Origin of the sequence: Paenibacillus motobuensis (assembly GCF_039521865.1) — a bacterium.
Taxonomy (GTDB): Bacteria; Bacillota; Bacilli; order Paenibacillales; family Paenibacillaceae; genus Fontibacillus; species Fontibacillus motobuensis.
Map to the genome: position 1 here is coordinate 394,571 of NZ_BAAACX010000007.1, position 23,132 is coordinate 417,702.

Genomic DNA, 23,132 nt, shown 5'->3' on the forward strand with positions numbered 1-23,132 from the left:
TCTAATTATAGTTTACAGTTATTTCTTCTCAATCGCTATGAGATAAGGTGCATGGGGGCGTTGAATTTGTCGGTACAGAATCGTCTGGCCGATCGATGAAGGCAGGTTCGCGGCCCAGACGTGTACAGCCTCGGCTTCTTGGTCCCCGCCAGGGTGTCCCGGATAGAGAACGATCGTTGCGATCCCGCGTGGGCGCAGAAGTGAGACAGCTGTTTCCAGCGCGGCAATCGTGCTCTCTGGCAGTGTGATCAGCGATTGATCAGCCTCTTCGACCGGCAGGTAACCCAGATTGAACATAACGGCTCCAATCTGGCCGTGGATCGAGATTGGAAGCTGCTCCTTCATCTCGGCATGGCTCTGCTGCAGCAAGGTGACCTGGGCCAGTTCATCACCGGATTCGCGATCCAATCTCTCCTGGGTTAGACGGAGCGCTTCAGCCTGAATATCGAATGCCCACACACGACCTCTTCGTCCACAGGCTTTGGCCAGAAACAAGGTGTCGGTTCCGGTGCCTGCGGTAGCGTCGATAGCCACGTCTCCAGGCTGGAGTCTGTCTGCGACCAGCTTATGAGCATAGCTTAGTACGGATAGAAAGCCCATCTTAACCCCTCCAATACTTGCCTTGCCAGGAGTCTCTGTTCTTCAGTTCGGCGTCGATCGCGTTCAGTACTTCCCATTTCTTCAGGCTCCACGTCGGCCCGATCAGTAGATCACGCGGCGCATCTCCGGTTAGACGATGAACAATCATTTCCGGCGGAAGGAATTCCAATGTGTCCACAATCAGCTTCACATATTCATCCATCTCCAGGAAACGGAGCAGTCCTGATTCATATTGCTTGACCATTGGTGTCTTACGCATCAGATGAAGCAGATGAATCTTAATGCCCTGAACATCCATTGCTGCAACTGCATGGCCGGTATCGAGCATCATCTCGTGTGATTCCTGAGGCAATCCGTAGATGATATGAGTGCATACGCGGATGTTCCGATTGCGCAGCTTCTCAACAGCGTCCACATAGCATTGTGTATCATGGGCCCGATTAATGAGTTCAGAGGTTGTATCATGGATCGTCTGCAGTCCCATTTCCACCCATAAATAGGTCCGTTCATTGAGTTCGGCCAGATAATCCAGTACATCATCAGGCAGACAGTCCGGGCGAGTAGCTATAGACAGACCAACGACCCCGGGCTGTTCAAGGATTGCTTCGTAATATTCACGAAGTACCTCGACCGGAGCGTAAGTATTCGTATAAGCCTGAAAATAACCGATATATTTGGCATGCGGCCATTTCTGATGCTGTTTGTCGCGAATTTTGTTGAATTGCGTCACCAGATCATCTCGCCTGCTGCCTGCGAAATCACCAGACCCTCTCGAGCTGCAGAAGGTGCAGCCGCCCTTGGCAATGGAGCCGTCCCGATTCGGGCAGGTAAATCCGGCATCCAGCATTACTTTGAACACTTTATCACCAAATTCATGCCGCATCTCGTAGTTCCATGTATGGAATCTTTTGTCAGACCAAAGCAGTGGAGAAGCAGATAATGAGGTATTCATTGAAAAACTCCTTTATTTGTCACAGAAATATGCGAATTGGTATCATGACCTGCCAAGTCAGCCATCTGACAGGCTCTTACGAGTTATTGTATCAAAGTTCAATTAAAAAAGGGAATGAAGGCCTACGTACTTTTCTTGCGATGGTTAACTGATTATGTTATTTTGGTTGTAATAACATTCGTTGGACCCCAATTCCAAAATATATGAAAAAGGAATCTTTCCCACTGTCTCCCCGGCGGTGTGGAGGGTTCCTTTTTCTCTGTAACTCTTTACTTTTCCGACGAACTTCGGCACAATATTTCAGTAATCGGTTTATTTTGCAAAAAGCTTGAATTCAAATAGTGATCCATAGTGGAACATCTTTTGAATGATCGCTGTAATAGTCGTGTTCAAAAAGACGGACTTTTTGAACAACCTCTTAGTAGTATAATCACAGGAAAGTGGAGGAATATCATGCGTTTACGCGGTAGAAAAGGTATTAGGGAAAATCTGGAGCAGCAGCCGGAATTGGTTGTGCTTGATCCCAAGCAATATAAAGGGCGTTGGTCCGAGCTATTTGGCAATGATCGTCCGATCCATGTAGAGCTGGGCATGGGCAAAGGTCAGTTCATTAGCGGTATGAGTGTCAAATATCCGGATGTGAATTTCATCGGGATGGACATGTACGATGAACTGATCCGTCGCGGCAGTGAGAAAGTACGTGCGATTCATGGCCAAGTTGATCATGAAGAGGCTGATGCGTCTAGTGAAGCGGATCGGGCCGTTGAAGCCACTCCAGCTGGTGAAGGAAGCTTATTCAATGTTCGGCTTGCGCTTGGCAATGTGGAACAGATCGAGGAGATATTCGCACCAGGAGAGATTGAGCGGATCTACTTGAACTTCAGCGACCCGTGGCCGAAGAAGAAGCATGCCAGAAGACGCCTTACGCATCCGCGATTTTTAAATAAATACCGTTCTATTCTGAACGAGAATGGAGAGATCCATTTAAAGACGGATTCACGATCTTTATTCCAATTTTCGCTTAATTCCTTCGCTGCAACTGGTCTGCAGATGAACGATATATCGCTTAGCCTACATGAGGGCGGCATTAACGAGAAGCATGTGATGACCGAGTATGAGGGCAAGTTCGTCGGCAAAGGGATGCCGATTCACCGCTGTGAAGTCATTATTGGAGAAGCAGCTTTAAGACGCTATCATGAACATAAGATGGATGAATTCTAATTTTGAACTACCTCTAAAAAAAAGCTGCTCTTATGTGGTTATGCACCGCGCAAGAGCAGCCTTTTTATTTATTACAACGCCAAAAACGCCCTCAGCATAATTAGTACCGAGGGCGATTATTGTCGCATGTTGCCGAAAACGTTTAAGTAAACAGGCAGCTATTTAATTTCATGATTGTCGATTTTCCATTTGTGGCTATCTGCCAGGAGATCCAGGATCGCCTGGGCACTCTGCATAGGGTGATAGCTAGCGATATGTTCTAGAACTTCTTCACGGGTGCGGAGCACTTCAGGATAATTGTATAACAGACGATGGATCCAACCTTCGATATCGCCGAGTGAGTGGATCTCGGTTCCCCAACCCTGTGATGCGAAATATTGCGAATTCTCTTCTTCCTGGCCAGGAAGGGGCTTATGGAACAGCATGGGAATTCCCTTCGCCAAGCCCTCGGTACAGGTCATGCCTCCGGGTTTCGTAATTAACAGATCAGCTACTTCCATCAGTTTATCAACCTCTTTAGTGAAGCCGAGTAGATGGATATTAGGGTGAATGTACCGCGGATCCTTTTTCATTTTCTCAAGCTGTTTCGTGTTATTGCCGAAGCAAAATATAATTTGAATATCATTGCTATAGGAAGCTAGCAATGAATTGACGGCTTCATCCTTCATAAAGCCCCAACCGCCGCCCATGACAAGCACTGTAGGCAAATTGTTAAGAGCAAACTGTGCCCGGATATCATCCTTTTGATGTCTCTCCCAGAAGTTAGGGTGTACAGGAATGCCGGTAATTTGAATTTTTGATGCACCGACACCGCGCTCAAGAAGCTTCTCCTTCACTTGCTCGGTTGATACGAGATAGCGATTCACCTCACGGCTTACCCATGCACCGTGCACGTCATAGTCAGTGATAACGGTGCACAGTGGTACATCAAAGCCAAGCCGCTTGATCCGAGAGATCACGACGCTTGGGATCGGGTGAGTGCAGACGATGACATCGGGACGCAGCTGACGGATGATCTGTAAAGTTCGCGTATAAAATATCCGATGAAGCGCCAGCGTCGTCAATCGGTTTAAAGATTTATTATAATTGCTGCGATACATCATGCGAACGAGCCGAGGCTGGGAGGAGACCGTCTTCTTATAGGCAGTTATAATGACCGGCGCTACTCTAGGGTTGAGAAAACTACCCAATTCCAGCACTCTCGTCTGAACATGCGGAGCAATTTTGCGTAAACTGCTGGAAAGTGCATATGCCGCTTGCGTATGACCTGCTCCAAACCCCTCAGATAAAAGCAATACTCTTTGTTTTTGCACTTTGGTTTCACCTTTTCCTGCAAGGTTTTCTACCAACTACAATATCCCGTTTACGCCCATAATGCAACAGTTCCGAACGCTACAGAGGAACCAATTACGGCCCCTGCAAGCACGTCGGACGGGTAATGAAGCCCCAGATAAATTCTGGATATTCCTACGAGCAGAGCGAGCGGACCAAGGACAATAATGAGAGATGGCATGACGACCATAAACGGCATCGTAACCGAGAAGATCGCTGTTGTATGCCCGGAAGGAAAAGAATGGTCCGTCAGCGGATTGGGAAAAGTATTTGTGCCAGGAAGTGCCAGATATGGGCGAATGCGCGGATATATTTTCTTGGCGATAGCTACAGGAATATGACTTAAGGCCAAGGCAACCAAGGCCTGAATACCAAGACGGCTCCAAGGATTCGCACTGAAATACCAGATCAATAAAGTGGCAATAATAGTAAACCAGGCTCCACCTAGATGAGTGATATAATAAAATCCGATACTCAAGGATTTACGATGTAAACGTCCGTTAATTCCTTTGAATATTTTCTGATCTAGAGATGTAAGCTTTTGAAGCAAGGAATTCATAGGATACCTCCGATTTGTAGGGCTCTGTAACGGGCCAAGCAAAATTCATGAGCTGTTCATTTGATGATCGATGCTTCATCAGTTTGTAGCATGGCATTTCCGAGTTAGACTTATCATATTTTTATTTCGCAGCCTTTTCAAGGGTAGGGCGCTATTTTTTGATTTCTGGTTCAAGGCGCATTACAATGTTTAAATAATAGCAGACTTCTGTAAACAATATTGGAGAATTAAGTAACTTTTTTGTGATGTTTTCGTTATTAAGAATGAGCTGAGAAAGCAAAAAATTTTACACTACGTTAAAAAAAGGGGGTCCGAAGAAATAAAAACCGTCAAAAATGCTGAAAATAAGACCATACTGCACTGAAAAAGAGTTGCGGTGGATCATGCATGAATAAAAGCTGGCTCCGGCCGATATTTCCGCTAGGGAGGCGTTACATCGTTTTTGACAAATGTGCCGAAGTCGTGGAAAATCGTAATGCAATGTAAGAAAATGTTTTTCAGAAATAATGAAGAAGAAGGGTCAAAAAAAACTCCGTAAAACAAAAATAAAAGATGGAGTTTAAGGGGGTACAAAAACAACATGTTTCAGGCTATTTTGATTGTACTGCAGGTTGTGCTCGCTGTTGTAGGGATCTATCAGTTCGGCTTATCATTGTTCGGCTTGTACAAGAAAAAGAGCAAAGTACATTACGAACCGCAAAAATCATTTGCCGTACTCGTAGCAGCGCATAACGAAGAGAAAGTGGTAGGGGCCTTGATGGAGAACCTCAAGCACCTGAACTACCCAAAAGAGTTGTATGATGTGTTCGTAATTTGCGATAACTGTACGGACCGTACGGCTGGGATCGTTCGCAGCCACGGTATGAATGCCTGCGTTCGCAGCAACCCTAATTTAAGAGGTAAAGGCTACGCGATCGAATGGATGCTTAAGGAATTGTGGAAAATGCCCCGTCAATATGACGCGATAGTAATGTTCGACGCCGATAATCTGGCTCATCCGGATTTCCTGAGTGAGATGAACAATGATCTCTGCAGTGGCGCACGTGTCATTCAAGGCTATATCGATACAAAGAATCCAGAGGACTCCTGGATTACTGCTGCGTATGGAATCTCGTATTGGTACTGTAATCGCTTGTGGCAGTTGTCTCGCCACAATCTGGGAATGGCGAATTTCCTTGGTGGTACGGGCATGTGCTTTGAGACTAACCTGCTCAAGGAAATGGGCTGGGGCGCAACCAGTCTTGTAGAGGACCTCGAGTTCACGATGCGTTGTGTTGATCGCGGTGTATATCCGGTGTTCAACTACGATGCTAAGCTGTTCGACGAGAAGCCGCTCACGTTCAAGGCTTCGGCACGCCAGCGTTTGCGCTGGATGCAAGGGCACTTTACGGTTGCCCGCCGCTATTTCTTCCCACTGCTGTGGAAGAGCATCAAAGAGCGTAATCTGGTCAAGCTGGACATGGCGCTCTATGGTGTGAACGTATATATCGTTCTGCTTACGTTTTTGCTGACTGCGGTCATTTGGGTTGACCAGTCGCTGCTTAGCGGGCCGCATCTTGATACCTTGTATGGTTACATGCCGATGTGGATTTCGTTCCTGGCAATCGCAGCCAACGTATTTATTTTCTTGGCAGCGATGATTTTGGAGAAGGTTAAATCCAAGAAGGTCTACGCTTATTTGATCTTGTTCCCGATTTACCTGATCTCCTGGTGGCCGATTACGTTCTATGCTTTCTTCACACAGAACAACAAACATTGGAGCCATACACAGCATACCCGAGTGGTGCGCTTGGAAGAGGTTCAGAGCAAGCAAGGCTAATATTTCAGATTCAACTCTTGACATAGGATATAAGAGTATGATACATTAATCTGCGGTTATTATTTAGGATTGCAAGCAGAGGCCGTGGCTTCTCACCTGTCCGACGTATTGTTGGCTGGTATTGATCCGTTAATTGATGAATGTACATTCATGGCGAATTGACGATCAAGTGGGATGCGGGCGTTGACCTGCATCCCTTTTCTTTTGAAGATATCGGTTGTAAGACCAGAATATTTTTCGGAGGTGGAGAACTATTAGTAAGGAACATATGATCAATGATGAGATACGTGCGAAGGAAGTCCGCTTAGTAGGTGCTGAAGGTGAGCAAATCGGCATTAAGCCGCTCCGTGAAGCGTTGCAGATGGCCATAGACTTGAACCTTGATCTCGTAAACGTAGCCCCTACAGCTAAGCCGCCGGTATGCCGGATTATGGACTATGGCAAATTCCGCTACGAACAGCAGAAGAAAGAGAAAGAGGCTCGCAAGAACCAGAAGGTTGTCGACGTCAAGGAAGTTTGGTTCCGTGCCAACATTGAGGAGCATGATTTCCAAACCAAGCTTCGCAATGTCATCAAATTCCTGAAGGATGGCGACAAGGTAAAATGTTCGGTACGCTTCCGCGGCCGGGAAATTACCCATGCTGACATCGGGAAGAAGATCCTTGACCGAGTTAAGGAAGAGGTTGCAGAAATCTCTACAGTTGAACGCATTCCAAAATTGGAAGGCCGCAGCATGATTATGATTTTAGCACCTAAAAGCAATTAATCGAGCGCAGCATCAGGGGATTGCTCCGAGTGATCTCTGCTGATGCGCGCCGAATCACACAATTTGAGGGGGATATACCATGCCTAAAATGAAAACCCACAGCAGTCTGAAAGGACGCTTCAAAATTACTGGAACTGGTAAAGTAAGACGCTACAAAGCGAACCGCAACCACTTGCTGTCTCACAAGTCCAAACGCGGCAAACGCGTATTGGCTAACAGCCCAGTAACTTATTCGGGTGACGTTAGCCGCATGAAACAGCAGCTTGCAAATTTGAAATAATCTAACACAACTTTTCTGGGAGGTTTATTAATATGGCAAGAGTTAAAGGCGGATTCGTGGTTCGTCGTCGTCATAAAAAAGTATTGAAATTAGCTAGAGGTTATTTTGGTTCGAAACACCGCATCTACAAAACAGCTAATGAGCAAGTTATGAAATCCATGCAATATGCATACCGTGATCGTCGTACGAAAAAACGCGATTTCCGCAAATTGTGGATCGTGCGTATTAACGCGGCTGCACGCATTAACGGCTTGACTTACAGCAAATTGATGCACGGTCTTAAACTGGCTGAAGTGAACATCAACCGTAAAATGCTTGCGGATCTTGCTGTGAACGATCTTGAAGCGTTCAACTCTTTGGCTAACGTAGCTAAACAAAAAATCAACGCTTAATTTTATAAATAAAGCAGGACAGGCATCCTTTTTGGGATGCCTGTTTTTTGTTATCAAGGCGATGGCATATGCGGAAGGAATCGCCGTTGAATAAGCTGATGGAGGATAGGGCGCGCTCCAAAACAAGAAGCTGGGCGCTTTGTCAGGGGATTCACGGACGAATCTGGAAGGAGGTTATTGTGATGGGTAGAACGGTGACCAAGAAGGAAGCAGAGAAGTGGATTGGCAAATCTATCGTTGCTTACAAGAAGGATGGCGGCTTCGTAACCGGCAAACTCGTAAAGATTAGCGGCAACCGCTTGGTACTGAAGCAGGATTCGGGCAAAAAAGTGAAGACGAAGGCACTGATCCCGCTCGTATTATTTGATTTGCTCGCGATCGGCACAGCGCCTTACGGGTATGGATACCCTGGCGGTGGGTATGGCCCTTATGGCGGTGTTGGTCCGTACGGGTACGGCTATGGGCCATTCTTCTAAGCCCTCAGCTTATACCCGAACGGGAAGCATCTTCTCTAGTTCATAACATTCCGATTGATCGATATAACGAATGGTCTTGTACCCGAGCTTGCGATAGAAGGAGTGGGCTCGGGAATTTCCTTGATCGACCATCACCTTGGCCCGTCTGCAACCGCGTGAACCGGCATACTGCTCAGCATGGGACATCAGTGTTTTCCCTAGTCGTTGCCGCCGATGCGCGGGTGCGACTGCCATCATGTCAATATATAACAATTCCCCATGAATCATAAAGTGAATAAAGGCGACCGAATCGGCTTCATAATATGGCGAAGCCACCAGTGTAATACCGCGTGCTAATCGCTTGGGAAGGTCTTTGAAAATCGCAGCTATTTCCTCAGGCGGAAGGTGGGAATAGGGGACAAGCTCCTTTTCAATCAACTCGATAATGACAGGATCATCCTGCCTGGGTCTTCGATAGCGGATCATTCAGTCAACCTCCTTTTTGTGTTGGGTGGAGATCATAATAGCCTGACTTTCAGCAGGAATATGTTAAAAATTAGGCGTTATTTTTTATCATATGACACTAGGGGGGAGAAGGGTTCCTAACGGGCTATAGACCATATGCCTGGATTTCTGTTAGAAAAATGGGTATTGACTCTGGATGTAAAGTGATCATATAATGTTTCTAAACATTTTCATGACAAAATATTGAATCGGCGATGAAGAGGACGAAGGTTTAGGGGCTCTTTGCTCAGAGAGTGGATGGATTTGCTGAGACCACCACCAATATCCCTTAAATGCGAGCTCACCTCGGAGCTGTTTTCCTGAAAGGCTAGCGGACTTATCCTAGGTAAAGTCCAGTCGAAGCTTATTAGGGAAAATCGTCAGGTCTGCGTTAGAGACCACAGGTAAGCGCGAGAAGGCAACAGATCGCGAATACTTGTCAAGGCTTGATACTGTGAAGTGTCAGGTAAACATGGGTGGTACCACGGAAGCAACAACCTTTCGTCCCTCGGAATAGGAGACTATTTCGGCGGATGGAAGGTTTTTTTGTTGTATATCAAATTCATTAATCAAGAGATGATTTAAATCTTGGAAGGAGGATGACTGATGAGCGCGCAAATTCCAGCAGTGCGGTCTACAGAACAATTACGTGAGAAATGGATGAAACCGGAAGTCATTTCAGGTTCGGAAATCTTGCTTCGCAGTTTGCTTTTGGAAGGTGTCGAATGTGTCTTCGGTTATCCGGGTGGCGCGGTCCTGTATATTTACGACGCGATGTACGGATTCGATGATTTTCACCACCTGTTAACAAGACATGAACAAGGAGCGATTCATGCGGCAGATGGTTACGCACGCGCCAGCGGCAAAGTAGGAGTTTGCATCGCGACCTCCGGACCAGGAGCAACCAACACAGTAACAGGAATTGCAACCGCCTATATGGATTCGGTTCCACTAGTGGTGATTACCGGTAACGTGGCAACGAGCTTGATTGGTACCGATGCTTTCCAGGAAGCGGATATTACGGGCATCACGATGCCGATTACGAAGCACAGTTACTTGGTGAGAGATGCAGAGGATTTACCACGGATTATCCACGAAGCATTTCATATCGCTAACACCGGGCGGAAAGGCCCTGTACTGATCGATATTCCGAAGGATGTCTCAGCACAGAAAGTAAGATTTGAGCCCGAACAATCGGTTGACCTGCGCGGCTACCATCCGACGGTTGTGCCGAATCGCTTGCAGCTTGATAAGCTTGTGGCAGCGATCTCCGAAGCGGAGCGGCCGGTGATTCTGGCTGGCGGAGGTGTCATCTATTCCGGAGGACACGAAGGATTGCTCGAATTCGCCAACCGTTCAGGCATTCCGATCACGACGACATTGCTCGGACTAGGCGCCTTCCCAAGCGGACATGATCTGTGGATGGGAATGCCGGGAATGCATGGTACTTATACCGCAAATCAGGCGATCCAGCAATCGGACCTTCTGATCAGCATCGGGGCAAGATTCGATGACCGTGTCACGGGGCGTCTCAACGGGTTCGCACCGCATGCCAAGATCGTTCACATCGATATTGATCCGGCGGAGATCGGCAAGAACGTCAAGACGGATATCCCGATTGTCGGTGATGTGAAGACCGTGCTTGAAATGCTGAATCCGATGGTAGGATACTGCAGCAAGGCTGATGCCTGGAGAGCACAGATTAGCAGATGGAAGCAAGAGAAGCCGTTCAAGTACAAAGATTCCGAGGAGATGCTGAAGCCGCAATGGGTAATTGAATTGTTAAATGACACGACCCATGGCGAAGCGATTGTAACGACGGATGTAGGTCAGCATCAGATGTGGACCGCTCAGTATTATAAATTTAACCAGCCTCGCTCCTTCATCACTTCCGGCGGACTTGGCACGATGGGCTTTGGCTTCCCGGCAGCGATTGGCGCGCAGATGGCTCATCCCGATCGACTGGTTATCTCCATCAACGGCGACGGTGGAATGCAGATGTGTGCGCAGGAGCTTGCGATCTGTGCAATCAACAAAATTCCAGTGAAGATCGTGGTCATTAACAACCAGGTACTCGGAATGGTAAGGCAGTGGCAGGAACTGATCTACGACAACCGCTACAGCCATATCGACCTCGCCGGCAGTCCGGATTTCGTGAAGCTGGCTGAAGCTTATGGAGTTAAGGGACTTAGAGCTACCAGCAAGGAAGAAGCGGAGCGTGCTTGGCAAGAAGCGCTTGATACCGATGGACCGGTGCTGGTGGAATTCGTGGTTCACAAGGGAGAGAACGTATATCCGATGGTTCCTCAAGGTTCCACCATTGATCAAATGCTGATGGGGGACTGTGAATGATGATGAAGAACCATGTTATTGCCGTATTAGTGAATGACCAGCCAGGTGTTCTGCAGCGTGTGTCCGGTTTGTTCGGACGCCGCGGCTATAACATCGAGAGTATTACGGTGGGGCAGTCGGAGGAGCCGGGATTGTCCCGGATGGTCATTGTTACTGAAGGGGATGACACGACGCTGGAGCAAATTGAGAAGCAGCTCTACAAGCTCATCGATGTCATCAAGGTTGTTAATTTGAGTGCCAACCCGATGGTATCAAGAGAATTGGCGCTGATTAAAGTGAAGGCAGAGCCGGCGGAACGCCCGGAAATCATGGGCGTCGTGGAGACATTCCGCGCCGCAGTGGTAGATATCGGTTCAGGAAGCATGATGGTTCAGGTCATTGGCGATACCGAGAAGATCGACGCGATGATCGAGCTGCTCCATCCTTACGGTATTCGCGAGTTGTCGCGAACCGGCGTAACAGCAATGACGCGCGGTTAATCATTTAGATTCATGACACGTAATACCTTCCGTTCCTGTAAGCGGGGGTTTGAGAGGAGCCGTTCCACCATCGTCTGCACTTCGCTAACGCGACGGCCCTCTGAAGCACCCGCTTAACAGGCGGAGGATCAAATTTATGGGACATGCTGCAAGCAGTCCGACATTATCTAGGAGGGTTATTATCATGGCAGTTACTTTGTATTATGAACAGGACGCAGAACTTAGTGTTTTGAAAGGAAAAACAATCGCAATTATCGGTTATGGCAGCCAAGGCCATGCTCATGCACAGAACTTGCGTGAAAGCGGCTTGAACGTAATCATCGGCCTTCGTGAAGGCAAATCATTCAACAAGGCCCAAGAGGATGGATTCGAAGTGCTGTCTGTAGCTGAAGCTACCAAGCGCGCTGATGTAGTACAAATCCTGATGCCGGACGAGACTCAAGCTTCCGTGTACAACAGCGAAATTGCTCCGAACTTGAAGAAAGGCGCAGCGCTGCTCTTCGCTCACGGCTTCAACGTTCACTTCGGTCAAATCGTTCCTTCCCAAGACAATGACGTATTGCTCGTAGCTCCTAAATCTCCGGGCCATATGGTTCGTCGTACTTACGTAGAAGGCTTCGGGGTTCCAGGCTTGATCGCTGTTCATCAAGACGCTACAGGCAAAGCGAAGGAAATTGGTCTTGCTTATGCCAAAGGGATCGGCTGTACTCGCGCCGGGGTTATCGAGACTTCCTTCCGCGAAGAAACAGAGACGGATCTGTTCGGTGAACAAGCGGTATTGTGCGGTGGCGTAACAGCCCTGATCAAAGCCGGCTTTGAAACCTTGGTTGAAGCAGGTTATGCTCCAGAAATGGCCTATTTCGAATGCTTGCACGAAATGAAGCTGATCGTTGACCTGATCTATGAAGGCGGAATGGCTACAATGCGCGATTCGATCTCCAACACGGCTGAATATGGCGACTATGTAACAGGACCTCGCATCGTGACTGATGAGACGAAGAAGGCGATGAAGGAAGTATTGGCAGATATCCAACAAGGTAAATTTGCTCGCGACTTCATCCTTGAGAACCAATCGAACCGTGCTTTCTTGACGGCAACTCGCCGCAACGAGGCAAATCATCCGATCGAAGTAGTAGGTAACGAGCTTCGCGGACTTATGCATTGGATCAAAAAATAATATCTTTCCCGTTATACATTTCATCGAGCGTCATATGTATGTAGCGTAGCGACGTTGTCTTCCAAAAATGAATTCAAACTTCTATCCATCCCCCCAATGCGGCCGTGCCCTTCGCGTGTGCCGCATTGGGTTTTATAGGTAGTTTGTACAGGAGGTGTTACATAAGTGCGCAAAATTTATATGTTTGATACAACACTGCGGGATGGAGAACAATCCCCGGGAGTGAATCTGAATACCCGTGAGAAATTGGAAATCGCCTATCAATTGGAGAAGCTTAACATTGATCGGATCGAGGCGGGCTTTCCGGCTGCTTCGCCGGGAGACTTGGCAGCGGTTAATGCGGTCGCCAGGGCCATCAAAAACTCTACGATTATTGGTTTGTCCCGTTCGCGGACCCAGGATATCGATGCGGTTAGAGAGGCGCTGCAGGGAGCGGAAGATCCTTGCATTCATATCTTCCTTGCTACTAGTCCGATTCATCGTAAATACAAGCTGAAGATGGAGAAGGATCAGGTGTTGGAGACGGCTCAGGCTGCGCTCAGATATGCGCGTCAGTACTTCTCCAAGATCGAGTTCTCTTGCGAGGATGCTGGTCGTACGGAGATTGACTTCCTGTGCGAAATGACGGCGATGGCGATCCGTGAAGGAGCATCGGTTGTAAATATCCCGGATACGGTAGGGTATCTGTATCCCTATGAATACGGAAATATCTTCAAAACCTTGAAGGAGAGAGTTCCGGGCATTGAGAAGATCCAATTAAGTGCGCATTGCCATGACGATCTGGGAATGGCAACAGCGAATTCATTGGCCGCAATTCTCGGCGGGGCCGATCAGATCGAGGGAACGATCAATGGGATTGGCGAGCGAGCCGGCAATACCGCTCTGGAGGAAGTAGCGATGGCGCTGGAGACCCGGAGTGAGTTCTTCGGAGCCAAGACATCGCTTGAACTGTCGGAGATCGCTCGTACGAGCAGTCTGATTAGCCGGTTGACAGGTATGGTCGTGCCGGGGAACAAAGCAATTGTTGGCGCGAATGCTTTTGCTCATGAGTCGGGGATTCATCAGGATGGTATGCTGAAGGAGAAGACGACCTATGAGATCATGTCTCCGGAGACGATCGGCCTGAAGGAGAGCAAGCTGGTGCTTGGCAAGCATTCCGGACGCCACGCTTTCCGTGAAAGATTAATCGAGCTCGGCTACAAACTGAATGATGAGAGGTTGAACGAAGCCTTTGCTAAATTCAAGGTGTTGGCCGATAAGAAGAAGGATGTTACCGATCAGGACTTGCATGCTCTGCTGCAAGAGAAGCTGGTGGACACACCGGAAGCTTATCAATTGCAAGCAATCTATGTGTCCTACGGTAATGAATCGACGCCATCGGCCAAGGTGCGCATCTTGACAGCCGACGGCAAGACACTGGAGCGGGAAGCAGAAGGCAATGGCTCGGTAGATGCGATATACAATGCGATCGATCTGGCTACCGGAGAGACGGTAACACTGTCCGATTACTCTATCAAATCGATCAGCTATGGTAAGGATGCTCAAGGTGAGGTTCACGTCGTCATGACGCAAGACGAACACATTGTACAGGGTCGGGGCGTAAGTACAGATATCCTGGAAGCGAGTGCCCGAGCTTATGTTGATGCATTGAATCGATTGATTGAGAAGAAAGCGATACAAAAGCTATAGCAATCTCATGTGAAGAGTCCCAACTAAGAGTTGGGGCTCTTTCTTTTTCCATACATATCCGGAAATTATAATGTTGGGCGTACCTGTGCATTCTAAGAATGCCTAAAAGCGGCGAAAACGAGCGATAAAAGGAGAATTATAAATGACCAATGCCAAATATGTGAAGTCGGTAACCTCGCCTAAGAAGTTTATTATCGGACAGGGCCTGCTTGCTTCAATTAACGATTACATGAAAACATTTGGTGATTCAGCTTATGTAATCTGCGATGAATTCATCCTGGAACGGGCGAAGGAGGAAGCTGGAAGGTCCATCCAGAACGGGAGCAATAAAGCCATATTTGAGAAGTTCAATTATCAGATTACGAAGCAGGAAATTGAACGGCACCGCGATTTATCCCGTAAGGCAGGGGCTAATATCATTGTCGGTATCGGCGGAGGCAAGACACTGGATACGGCCAAGGCTACGGCTTACTATGAGAAGCTGCCGATCGTGATCTTCCCGACGATTGCATCTACTGATGCACCATGTACAGCCCTGGCTGTAATATACAAAGAAGATGGCTCTTTCGATGAGTACTTATTCCTGCCGAGCAACCCGGATATTGTACTGGCAGATACAGGAATACTGGCTGCTGCGCCTTCTCGCTTCTTTGCTGCAGGGATCGGTGATGCGCTGGCAACCTATTTTGAAGCGAGAGCCTGCTATCGGTCATTTGGCGACAATCTGGTGCTCATGAAGCCTTCCGCAACCGGGCTTGGAATTGCACGGCTCTGCTATGAATCGTTATTGAGAAATGCGGTCGAGGCTAAAATCGCTGTGGATCACCATGTTGTGACACGTGCTGTGGAGGAGACGATCGAAGCTACGATTTACTTGAGCGGTGTAGGTGCGGAATCGGGGGGATTGGCCGCAGCACATGCGATTCACAACGGGATGACAGCTGTAGAATCATTGCACAAAGCGCAGCATGGGGAGAAAGTGACCTTTGGTCTGTTGGCTCAGTTAGTACTGGAGAATGCTCCCCGTGAAGAATTGGAAACTGTGATTCATCTCATCAAAGCCGTTAACTTGCCGCTAACATTGAAGGATCTCGGGATGGAAAAGTTTGAGGAGAAGGAATGGCGCCAGGTTGCAATTGATGCATGTGCAGAGGGCGACACCATGGGGAATATGCCGTTCCCAGTCAGCCCGGATGATGTATACCAAGCGATCGTGACAGCGAACGCCATTGCTGAAGCATATCATGATTAAGGGACATAGCTGACAATAGCAAGGCAGGGGCTCTCGAAACTTTAAGGGAGATACCCTGCCTTTTTTTGATATCAATGCTCAAGATGTGATACTGTAGCTATTACAAGTCAGTCATTGAGACGCACTGGAAGAGTTTTTAGAAAGAAATGGACTGGGGGTAACAACCATGGGAAATACCGATATTTTTGATTCGATGGCCAGTGGATACGATACGCCCGAAAGAATCACAATCGCCAAAATTATATCAAATGCGAGATAGTCCTTAAAATAGCTTATAGTTAAAACCTATTAGTCTAATAGAATCTATATCTTGGTCTAGCCTCTCCGATTGTGTTACAACAGAGTAAGGATGTTATTCGTGAAATGCTTGAGGAGAGGAAGATGAATCATGGCTGACGTAAAAAAAATAGCCGTTATTGCCGGCGATGGGATCGGACCTGAAGTTGTTGCTGAAACAGAAAAAGTAATGAAACGTGCGGAGGAACTGTTCGGATACCGCTTTGAGACAGAGCATGCCTTGTTCGGCGGGATTGCAATCGATGAGAAGGGAACACCGTTGCCGCAAGAGACGCTCGATATTTGCCGCAGTGCAGATGCGGTATTGCTTGGAGCGGTTGGCGGACCGAAATGGGATAACAACCCGAAGGAGCTTCGTCCAGAGACAGGGCTGCTCGGTATTCGTAAAGCGCTCGGTTTATTCTCCAACCTACGTCCAGCCGTTGTCTTCGACTGTCTGAAGGACGCTTCCACTTTGAAGCCGGAAGTATTAGAAGGTACGGATCTGATCGTAGTACGTGAGTTAACAGGCGGTATCTATTTCGGTGAGAAGTTCCGCCGTGATACAGAGCAAGGACAGGAAGCGGTTGATACTTGTGCTTATAATGTGAGCGAAGTGGAGCGGATCGTGCGTCAAGCGTTCGAGATCGCTCAGAAGCGTCGCAAGAAGCTTGCTTCCGTTGACAAGGCGAACGTGCTTGAGACTTCCCGCCTATGGCGTGAAGTAGTGAACCGGATTGCTCCGGAATATCCGGATGTTGAGCTGGAGCATGTATTGGTGGATAACTGTGCAATGCAGCTGCTGCGTCGTCCGGCGAGCTTCGATGTTATCGTAACTGAGAATATGTTCGGAGATATACTTAGTGATGAAGCTGCGATGTTGACTGGATCAATAGGCATGTTGTCCTCCGCATCGCTGGGTGAAGGCAGCTTCGGTCTGTACGAGCCTGTCCATGGTTCTGCCCCGGATATTGCTGGCCAGAATCTGGCTAACCCGATCGCGACGATCTTGTCGCTGGCTCTGATGTTTAGAATGACATTTGGCTATGCGGATGCTGCAGATTCGATCGAGAAGGCTGTATCTGATGTACTTAATGCAGGACATCGTACTGGTGATATCGCTGTTGATAAGAGCAAGGCGATCGGCACGAAGGAGATGGGCGATCTCATCGTCGCTGCGATGAAATAGCGTAATTTTGTATGCATAGCATGAAAATAAGTAGTCCAACCTAAAAATAGAAGCGCCTTTTGTTTCTTACCATTTGTTGAGGAGGAAATTTTTCAGATGGCAGAACGTTTGGTAGGCAGACCAGCTCCGGAATTCGATCTCGCGATTGTAAACGGAGACGGCCGGGAATTTGGACGCAAGAAGCTGTCCGATTATCGTGGCGAATGGCTGGTGTTCTTCTTCTATCCGTTGGACTTCACTGATATATGCCCGACTGAGATTATGGCGCTGAGTGAGGCTTACCCACGGTTCAAGAAGCTTGATGCTGAAGTTCTTGGCTGCAGCGTAGACTCTGAGCATAGCCATAAAGCGTGGATTAATACTCCGAAGGATCGTAATGGCCTGGGGCAGTTGAACTTCCCGCTTGCGTCCGATATGACGAAGAGTGCTGCCCGTGATTACGGCGTACTCATCGAGGAAGAGGGCGTCGCGCTTCGCGGCCTGTTCATCATTGACCCGGAGGGCGAAGTGAGATACCAGGTTGTTCATCATAACAATGTCGGACGTAGTGTTGACGAGACATTCCGAGTTCTTCAGGCTCTTCAATCCGGTGGCCTCTGCCCCGCAGATTGGAAACCTGGAGACAAGAATCTCCAGTCGAAGTGACATTTGCAAGCCCTCTGCATGGTGGTGTTCCATGCAGGGGGCTTTTTGCCTACGGTATGTCGTTCGTCATAGATATTTGGTAATAATTTCGTATTCTACAGAGGAATTACTCGCACCATTCTCGAATAAATTATTTGAAATCACATATTGAAGGTGGATATAATACTTGAGTGTATGAACAAGGATCTGGAAAGGGTGACAGGGGATGAGTTTTTGCTGCGGTGCTAGTATGCTTGGAACTAAGGGGACTTTGAAGCATTATCGTACCCAGGTCCATAATGTTCCCTTGCTGTTCTGCCCGGTATGCCATCGGGTGGAAGTCCATTACAAAGTGGAGAATGAATATGAGATTTTGGCTGAGTACGCACATGGTGATGGTGCCTCGGAAATTGATTTTCAGGATTTCGTAATGGAGGATGAAGAATCGATCTTCTGCAATTGTGTGAACTGTGAGGAAGAGGACCCGCTTGATATTGTTCAGAGCCAAATCGATATGGCGCTTGACCTTTTGGCTTTCTCGAAGCATATCGGCGATGACAAGTGGGAAAGAGAGCTTAAGAAGCGGTTAGCAGTAATGAGTCGACGCAGAACTAAATTGCTGCAGAAATAGATTTCCACGTATTGCCAGTGACAAAGAGATTTTTTTCTGTAATAATGTTAACAACTTTATATTGATACCTTTAAATCAGTCCCGTGAGACTGGCAAGGACAGCGGACCTTATGATCCAACAAGGCATTTCTATGTCTATTTGGTTTGATCATAAGTAGAAGAGGCGTATTGTCAGAAACGGCAATGCGTCTTTTTTATTGCAAACATTATATTCTTTGCACGGTTCGGTGCTCTCCAAGCATGTACAAGCATCATACGGTATCAATTATCATGTTATTTGGAGGCTGCTATGGAAAAAGTAGATTTGGAATTCTCATTAGAACCTGTGCCCCAGGCACATCGCAACGGATTTTGGAAAATTCTCGCCGTCATGCTGGGCTTCACCTTCTTCTCTGCCAGCATGTGGGCAGGCGGAACCCTTGGAAACGGACTTAAGTTTTCTGAGTTTATCTGGATTGTTCTGGCCGGGAATTTGATTCTTGGTGTATATACCGGGTCACTGGCTTATATCGCTGCAAAAACAGGGCTGTCGACACATTTGCTGACGAGATATGCATTTGGGGAGAAAGGGTCTTATCTATCATCATTGCTGCTCGGCTTAACGCAGGTAGGCTGGTTTGGTGTAGGTGTTGCGATGTTCGCCGTTCCAGTACAGAAGATGACTGGCATGAACGTATATGTGCTGATTCTTATTTTCGGAGTGCTGATGACGGTCACTGCTATTTACGGGATTAAGGCACTGGCGATTATTGGTATTGTCTCCGTGCCTTCGATCGCGATCTTGGGAAGTTACTCGGTGCTCGAGGCAACTAACAAGGCAGGAGGCCTTCAGGGCTTACTGTCCTATGAGCCAGCCCAAGCAATCGGGATTGCTACGGCCCTCTCGGTTTGTATCGGCTCCTTTATTAGCGGAGGAACGTTGACGCCCGATTTTGCAAGATTCGCAAAAACGGCTCGTTCCGCAGTAGTATCCACGGTGGTTGCGTTCTTCCTTGGTAATTCATTAATGTTCCTATTTGGCGCCGTTGGAGCGATTGTATACGGGGAATCGGATATCTCTGACGTGATGTATCTGCAAGGCTTAATCATTCCGGCTATCATCGTACTTGGTCTGAATATTTGGACTACCAATGAAAATGCCTTGTACGCTTCAAGTTTAGGATTCTCTAACATTACGAAGTTATCGCGCAATAAATTTGTAATTGGAAATGGGCTTCTAGGTACGGTTGCAGCGATGTGGCTCTATAACAATTTTGTTGGATTCCTTACAGTATTGGGCTCTGTTCTGCCTTCGATTGGGGCGATTCTACTGACCGATTTCTTCTTGTTGAAACGCGGTAAGTATCAGAAGTTCGAAGATATGAAATTCAGACAAGTGAACTGGAACGCTCTGATCGCGTGGGTAGGGGGCGTACTTATTGCCAAGTTTGTACCGGGGATTCCGCCGGTCAATGGAATTTTGGGCACAGCAGTGATTTATGTGATCGCCATGAAATGCTTCCCTCTGCGAGAGGAGCAAACAACAAAGAAACTGATTAATGAGGGGGTTCATCAATGATTATTCAAAATGCAAAGTTAAGAGCACAAGAGGGACTATGGAATATCGTTGTACAGGATAGGAAATTTGTGAGCATTACGGAGTCTCCGGTGAATGCTGAGGGCCATGAAGTGATCGATGTTGCCGGTTCGCTCGTGCTTCCACCGTTTATTGAACCGCATATTCACCTGGATACGACGCTTACGGCTGGTGAACCGGAATGGAATCAAAGCGGCACATTATTTGAAGGAATTCAGCGTTGGTCGCAGCGTAAAGAGACCTTGACTCATGATGATGTAGTGCTTCGTTCCAAGACGGCACTTAAATGGCAGATTGCTCAAGGCATTCAGTATGTGCGGACCCATGTCGATGTGACAGATCCCAATCTGACCGCTCTGAAGGCGCTGCTTGAAGTGAAGGAAGAGATGGCTCCTTATGTAGATATCCAACTCGTCGCCTTTCCACAAGAGGGCATCCTATCGTTCCCGAACGGTGTAGAATTGCTGGAGGAAGCGATGAAGCTTGGAGCGGATGTGGTTGGCGGGATTCCGCATTTTGAATTTACACGTGAATATGGCGTCGATTCCATGAAGGTAGTCTTCGACCTGGCTGAGAAATACGACCGCCTGGTGGATATCCATTGTGATGAGATCGACGATGAACAATCCCGATTCGTCGAGGTTGTCGCCAAAGAAGCCTTTGAGCGTGGCCTTGGGGCACGTACGACAGCAAGCCATACAACAGCAATGGGCTCCTATAATGATGCTTATGCATACAAGCTGTTCCGTCTACTGAAGATGTCAGACATTCATTTTGTATCTAACCCGCTTGTCAATATTCATCTTCAGGGCCGATTCGATTCATATCCGAAGCGTAGAGGCCTTACCCGTGTAAAAGAACTGCTGGAAGCAGGACTTAACGTATGCTTTGGGCATGATGATATCTTCGATCCATGGTATCCACTGGGTACAGGGAAGATGCTTCAGGTCCTTCATATGGGAATTCACGCGGCACAGCTCATGGGTTACGAGCAGATTGTAAATTCCATTGATATGATAACGACGAACAGTGCCAAGACGCTGCAAATTGAGGAGACGTATGGCATTGAGCCAGGCAAGCCTGCCAATTTCATCGTCCTATCAGCGGAGAATGAATATGAGGCGATCCGGAAGCAAGCCACCGTTCGCTATTCCTTCCGTAACGGTAAACTTATCTCTGAGACGAAGCCCAGTGAGACAACAATTAACTTGCTGAACGGAACAGAAAAAGTTGATTTTAATAGAGGTTAATTTTTAAGACACAAACAAATAGATAAAATAACAAGAGCACTTCCATTTGGGAGTGCTTTTTAACTTTTTTGGATATTTTTTTGAGGAAAATGGGTAAATTTAAGCGATACCTCTTTTTTCGACAGTATCTCTGATTGACGTTTTCTGGAAAAGTTTACTATGATTTAATTAGGGCTATTGTACAAGCATATGAGGAGTTGGTTATGATCCGTATTGAGGGGTTTCCTTAAGAATTTAAGAGCAAGAACCTTTGAGTAAAGATCAATGCCGTAAGAACGTGGAATGGGACTATTGCAAAATGACCTTAGACCGTAGGTTGACGTATATAGGCAGGTAGATCATTTGAAAAAGGGGGATCAACTTGTTGAGTGAATTCCAGGATACATTACTTGAGTCCGTCAAAGCATTTCAATCAACCCAGCTTGTAATGAACAAGTATGAAAATGTGCTCCAACATATGGATAGCGGAATTATGCTGTTCGATAGCGAAGGAGTGCTGACTTTTATTAATGTGCAGATGGCTAAGCTCCTTGAAACCCCGCGACACGCATTGATCGGATGTAATTTGTTGCAAATACTGCTTCACCCACACCTGAACCAATTTAAAAAGAGGAAGATTCTACGTATTTATCGCGAGACAATCTTCTATCGCAAGAAGAATCATGAGGTCATTGATGAATATGGCCGTCATTGGTTAATCACGGTGAAGTATGGGGACCAGATGGATGGAGATTTCTTGCTCAGTGTGAAGGATGTATCTGAATTTAGGCAAATTGAGCAAACTGCATATCAAAATGATAAGCTGGCCATGCTTGGAAAAATATCAGCAGCCATTGCCCATGAGATCCGCAATCCGCTGACGACCATCCGCGGCTTCATTCAACTGCTTCGCCCTCATCTTGTCCAATTGGGCAAGGATGAATATGCAAGAATTATTCTGGCCGAAATTGATCGCGCCAATGATATTATTTTTGAATTTCTTAACTCTTCCAAGCCCACCGCCCCACAAATGGTTGTTGTTAGTGTCTACTCCTTGTTAAAAGAAGTTGTGCTCCTGACGGAAAGCGAGGGGCATATGAAAGGCTGCGAAATCAACTTGCTCCTGTCCGAGGATGCAAACATGAATGTGTCCATTGACGTGAAGCAGATTAAGCAGGTTCTATTAAATATTATTAAAAATGCGCTAGATGCGATTGAAGAGGTAAAATGCGATCACTCTGGAGTTATTAACATCACAGCAAAGCCCGAAGGAAAATATGTGAATATATCTATTCAGGATAACGGGAATGGCATCGACAAGACGCTGTTAGCCCACCTCTTCGATCCTTTCTTTACGACGAAGGAGAAGGGGACTGGGCTTGGCTTATCGGTTAGCTACCGAATCGTAAGGAACCATAAGGGGACGATCTCCGTTGATAGTATCAAAGGAGCAGGAACGATCTTTGAGATCTGGCTCCCCATGGTATAGATTTTGCACAAAGAAGAAAAAGGCATCTCATCGTTACAACGATGAGATGCCTTTTTTTTACAGTACATGCAGTGACTTATGAAGATTAGGATTCACAGCGGGGAGAAGACGACGTTTGATTGACATCCCCGCAGGCCGCGCAGGAATTACGCTGTGAGCAGCCAGCGCATTCGCCTTTTTTGCTCTTTTTAAAGCCGCGATAGAGAGCAAATAATGCAAATCCGAAGACCACTCCAATGATCAGGATATCGGCCATCATTATCACTTTCCTTTCATTGAACTCATATGG

Annotated in this window: 23 protein-coding genes; 17 read left to right on the forward strand and 6 right to left on the reverse strand. The window is 47.2% G+C overall.

What is annotated here, in order from left to right; genetic code table 11:
* Nucleotides 1-18 precede the first annotated feature (18 nt).
* Nucleotides 19-600, reverse strand: coding sequence for a tRNA 5-(aminomethyl)-2-thiouridylate-methyltransferase MnmM (gene mnmM, locus ABD014_RS06960; protein WP_343859137.1), 582 nt, complete (start codon nt 598-600; stop codon nt 19-21).
* 1 nt (nt 601) lies between these two features.
* Nucleotides 602-1,552, reverse strand: coding sequence for a tRNA modification radical SAM protein MnmL/YtqA (gene mnmL / locus ABD014_RS06965; protein ID WP_343859140.1), 951 nt, complete (start codon nt 1,550-1,552; stop codon nt 602-604).
* Between the two features lie 453 nt (nt 1,553-2,005).
* Here mnmL and trmB point away from each other — a divergent pair, with 453 nt between their 5' ends.
* Nucleotides 2,006-2,773 carry a tRNA (guanosine(46)-N7)-methyltransferase TrmB gene (gene trmB, locus ABD014_RS06970; protein WP_343859142.1) on the forward strand — a complete coding sequence of 256 codons (768 nt, stop codon included), beginning with the start codon at nt 2,006-2,008 and terminating at the stop codon, nt 2,771-2,773.
* A 158-nt stretch (nt 2,774-2,931) separates the two neighbouring features.
* Here trmB and ABD014_RS06975 read toward each other — a convergent pair whose 3' ends face one another.
* Nucleotides 2,932-4,086: an MGDG synthase family glycosyltransferase gene (locus ABD014_RS06975; protein ID WP_343859144.1), complete on the reverse strand. Its 1,155-nt coding sequence runs from the start codon at nt 4,084-4,086 to the stop codon at nt 2,932-2,934.
* A gap of 50 nt (nt 4,087-4,136) precedes the next feature.
* A complete protein-coding gene (locus ABD014_RS06980) occupies nt 4,137-4,664 on the reverse strand; it encodes a phosphatase PAP2 family protein (RefSeq protein WP_343859146.1) in 528 nt (175 codons plus the stop codon).
* A gap of 580 nt (nt 4,665-5,244) precedes the next feature.
* Between ABD014_RS06980 and ABD014_RS06985 the strand changes: the two genes are divergently transcribed.
* From ABD014_RS06985 to ABD014_RS07005, 5 genes are all read left to right on the forward strand, one after another.
* Nucleotides 5,245-6,483: a glycosyltransferase family 2 protein gene (locus tag ABD014_RS06985; protein ID WP_343859148.1), complete on the forward strand. Its 1,239-nt coding sequence runs from the start codon at nt 5,245-5,247 to the stop codon at nt 6,481-6,483.
* 268 nt (nt 6,484-6,751) lie between these two features.
* Nucleotides 6,752-7,249 carry a translation initiation factor IF-3 gene (gene infC, locus ABD014_RS06990; RefSeq protein ID WP_343859150.1) on the forward strand — a complete coding sequence of 166 codons (498 nt, stop codon included), beginning with the start codon at nt 6,752-6,754 and terminating at the stop codon, nt 7,247-7,249.
* A gap of 79 nt (nt 7,250-7,328) precedes the next feature.
* The gene (gene rpmI, locus ABD014_RS06995) at nt 7,329-7,529 is read left to right on the forward strand and encodes a 50S ribosomal protein L35 (protein ID WP_251408238.1); all 201 of its coding nucleotides are present in this window, start codon (nt 7,329-7,331) and stop codon (nt 7,527-7,529) included.
* A gap of 32 nt (nt 7,530-7,561) precedes the next feature.
* Complete coding sequence (gene rplT, locus ABD014_RS07000) at nt 7,562-7,921, forward strand: 50S ribosomal protein L20 (protein ID WP_068780126.1); 360 nt, start codon at nt 7,562-7,564, stop codon at nt 7,919-7,921.
* A gap of 182 nt (nt 7,922-8,103) precedes the next feature.
* Nucleotides 8,104-8,397, forward strand: a complete 294-nt coding sequence (locus ABD014_RS07005; RefSeq protein ID WP_343859727.1) for a hypothetical protein — start codon at nt 8,104-8,106, stop codon at nt 8,395-8,397.
* A gap of 9 nt (nt 8,398-8,406) precedes the next feature.
* Here ABD014_RS07005 and ABD014_RS07010 read toward each other — a convergent pair whose 3' ends face one another.
* Entirely contained in the window at nt 8,407-8,862 is a 456-nt protein-coding gene (locus tag ABD014_RS07010) for a GNAT family N-acetyltransferase (protein ID WP_343859156.1), read from the reverse strand.
* 624 nt (nt 8,863-9,486) lie between these two features.
* On the opposite strand from ABD014_RS07010, the gene ilvB reads away from it, so the two are divergent.
* The 11 genes from ilvB (at nt 9,487) to ABD014_RS07065 (ending at nt 22,843) form a co-directional block, all read left to right on the forward strand.
* Nucleotides 9,487-11,232, forward strand: a complete 1,746-nt coding sequence (gene ilvB, locus ABD014_RS07015; protein ID WP_343859159.1) for a biosynthetic-type acetolactate synthase large subunit — start codon at nt 9,487-9,489, stop codon at nt 11,230-11,232.
* Entirely contained in the window at nt 11,232-11,711 is a 480-nt protein-coding gene (ilvN, locus tag ABD014_RS07020) for an acetolactate synthase small subunit (protein WP_379338180.1), read from the forward strand. The genes ilvB and ilvN overlap by 1 nt, the downstream gene beginning before the upstream one ends.
* Nucleotides 11,712-11,895: 184 nt before the next feature.
* Nucleotides 11,896-12,888 carry a ketol-acid reductoisomerase gene (ilvC, locus tag ABD014_RS07025; RefSeq protein WP_068780130.1) on the forward strand — a complete coding sequence of 331 codons (993 nt, stop codon included), beginning with the start codon at nt 11,896-11,898 and terminating at the stop codon, nt 12,886-12,888.
* A 165-nt stretch (nt 12,889-13,053) separates the two neighbouring features.
* Nucleotides 13,054-14,577 (forward strand): 2-isopropylmalate synthase, encoded by a 1,524-nt coding sequence (locus ABD014_RS07030; RefSeq protein ID WP_343859164.1) that lies wholly within the window; start codon nt 13,054-13,056, stop codon nt 14,575-14,577.
* A 142-nt stretch (nt 14,578-14,719) separates the two neighbouring features.
* Nucleotides 14,720-15,829, forward strand: a complete 1,110-nt coding sequence (locus ABD014_RS07035) for a glycerol dehydrogenase (protein ID WP_343859166.1) — start codon at nt 14,720-14,722, stop codon at nt 15,827-15,829.
* Nucleotides 15,830-16,217: 388 nt separating this feature from the next.
* Entirely contained in the window at nt 16,218-17,294 is a 1,077-nt protein-coding gene (leuB, locus tag ABD014_RS07040; RefSeq protein WP_343859168.1) for a 3-isopropylmalate dehydrogenase, read from the forward strand.
* A 96-nt stretch (nt 17,295-17,390) separates the two neighbouring features.
* A complete protein-coding gene (locus ABD014_RS07045; RefSeq protein ID WP_343859171.1) occupies nt 17,391-17,939 on the forward strand; it encodes a peroxiredoxin in 549 nt (182 codons plus the stop codon).
* 205 nt (nt 17,940-18,144) lie between these two features.
* Entirely contained in the window at nt 18,145-18,549 is a 405-nt protein-coding gene (locus ABD014_RS07050) for a hypothetical protein (RefSeq protein ID WP_343859174.1), read from the forward strand.
* 289 nt (nt 18,550-18,838) lie between these two features.
* Nucleotides 18,839-20,107 (forward strand): cytosine permease, encoded by a 1,269-nt coding sequence (gene codB / locus ABD014_RS07055; protein ID WP_343859176.1) that lies wholly within the window; start codon nt 18,839-18,841, stop codon nt 20,105-20,107.
* Nucleotides 20,104-21,375 (forward strand): cytosine deaminase, encoded by a 1,272-nt coding sequence (locus ABD014_RS07060; protein WP_343859179.1) that lies wholly within the window; start codon nt 20,104-20,106, stop codon nt 21,373-21,375. The genes codB and ABD014_RS07060 overlap by 4 nt, the downstream gene beginning before the upstream one ends.
* Before the next feature lie 361 nt (nt 21,376-21,736).
* Nucleotides 21,737-22,843, forward strand: a complete 1,107-nt coding sequence (locus tag ABD014_RS07065; protein WP_127001586.1) for an ATP-binding protein — start codon at nt 21,737-21,739, stop codon at nt 22,841-22,843.
* An 85-nt stretch (nt 22,844-22,928) separates the two neighbouring features.
* On the opposite strand, the gene ABD014_RS07070 is transcribed toward ABD014_RS07065, so the two are convergent.
* On the reverse strand, nt 22,929-23,102 hold the full coding sequence (locus ABD014_RS07070; RefSeq protein WP_343859184.1) for a FeoB-associated Cys-rich membrane protein: 174 nt from the start codon (nt 23,100-23,102) through the stop codon (nt 22,929-22,931).
* Nucleotides 23,103-23,132: the final 30 nt, after the last annotated feature.

Excerpts from the sequence above, each read along its gene's own strand:
- ilvB (WP_343859159.1), top strand. The coding sequence starts at position 9,487 with ATGAGCGCGCAAATTCCAGCAGTGCGGTCTACAGAACAATTACGTGAG.
- rplT (WP_068780126.1), top strand. The coding sequence starts at position 7,562 with ATGGCAAGAGTTAAAGGCGGATTCGTGGTTCGTCGTCGTCATAAAAAA.
- mnmL (WP_343859140.1), bottom strand. The coding sequence starts at position 1,552 with ATGAATACCTCATTATCTGCTTCTCCACTGCTTTGGTCTGACAAAAGA.
- ABD014_RS07005 (WP_343859727.1), top strand. The coding sequence starts at position 8,104 with ATGGGTAGAACGGTGACCAAGAAGGAAGCAGAGAAGTGGATTGGCAAA.
- ABD014_RS07060 (WP_343859179.1), top strand. The coding sequence starts at position 20,104 with ATGATTATTCAAAATGCAAAGTTAAGAGCACAAGAGGGACTATGGAAT.
- ABD014_RS07045 (WP_343859171.1), top strand. The coding sequence starts at position 17,391 with ATGGCAGAACGTTTGGTAGGCAGACCAGCTCCGGAATTCGATCTCGCG.
- rpmI (WP_251408238.1), top strand. The coding sequence starts at position 7,329 with ATGCCTAAAATGAAAACCCACAGCAGTCTGAAAGGACGCTTCAAAATT.
- mnmM (WP_343859137.1), bottom strand. The coding sequence starts at position 600 with ATGGGCTTTCTATCCGTACTAAGCTATGCTCATAAGCTGGTCGCAGAC.
- ABD014_RS07010 (WP_343859156.1), bottom strand. The coding sequence starts at position 8,862 with ATGATCCGCTATCGAAGACCCAGGCAGGATGATCCTGTCATTATCGAG.
- ABD014_RS07050 (WP_343859174.1), top strand. The coding sequence starts at position 18,145 with ATGAGTTTTTGCTGCGGTGCTAGTATGCTTGGAACTAAGGGGACTTTG.
- infC (WP_343859150.1), top strand. The coding sequence starts at position 6,752 with ATGATCAATGATGAGATACGTGCGAAGGAAGTCCGCTTAGTAGGTGCT.
- ilvC (WP_068780130.1), top strand. The coding sequence starts at position 11,896 with ATGGCAGTTACTTTGTATTATGAACAGGACGCAGAACTTAGTGTTTTG.
- ABD014_RS07035 (WP_343859166.1), top strand. The coding sequence starts at position 14,720 with ATGACCAATGCCAAATATGTGAAGTCGGTAACCTCGCCTAAGAAGTTT.
- ABD014_RS06985 (WP_343859148.1), top strand. The coding sequence starts at position 5,245 with ATGTTTCAGGCTATTTTGATTGTACTGCAGGTTGTGCTCGCTGTTGTA.
- ilvN (WP_379338180.1), top strand. The coding sequence starts at position 11,232 with ATGATGAAGAACCATGTTATTGCCGTATTAGTGAATGACCAGCCAGGT.
- trmB (WP_343859142.1), top strand. The coding sequence starts at position 2,006 with ATGCGTTTACGCGGTAGAAAAGGTATTAGGGAAAATCTGGAGCAGCAG.
- leuB (WP_343859168.1), top strand. The coding sequence starts at position 16,218 with ATGGCTGACGTAAAAAAAATAGCCGTTATTGCCGGCGATGGGATCGGA.
- codB (WP_343859176.1), top strand. The coding sequence starts at position 18,839 with ATGGAAAAAGTAGATTTGGAATTCTCATTAGAACCTGTGCCCCAGGCA.
- ABD014_RS06980 (WP_343859146.1), bottom strand. The coding sequence starts at position 4,664 with ATGAATTCCTTGCTTCAAAAGCTTACATCTCTAGATCAGAAAATATTC.
- ABD014_RS07070 (WP_343859184.1), bottom strand. The coding sequence starts at position 23,102 with ATGATGGCCGATATCCTGATCATTGGAGTGGTCTTCGGATTTGCATTA.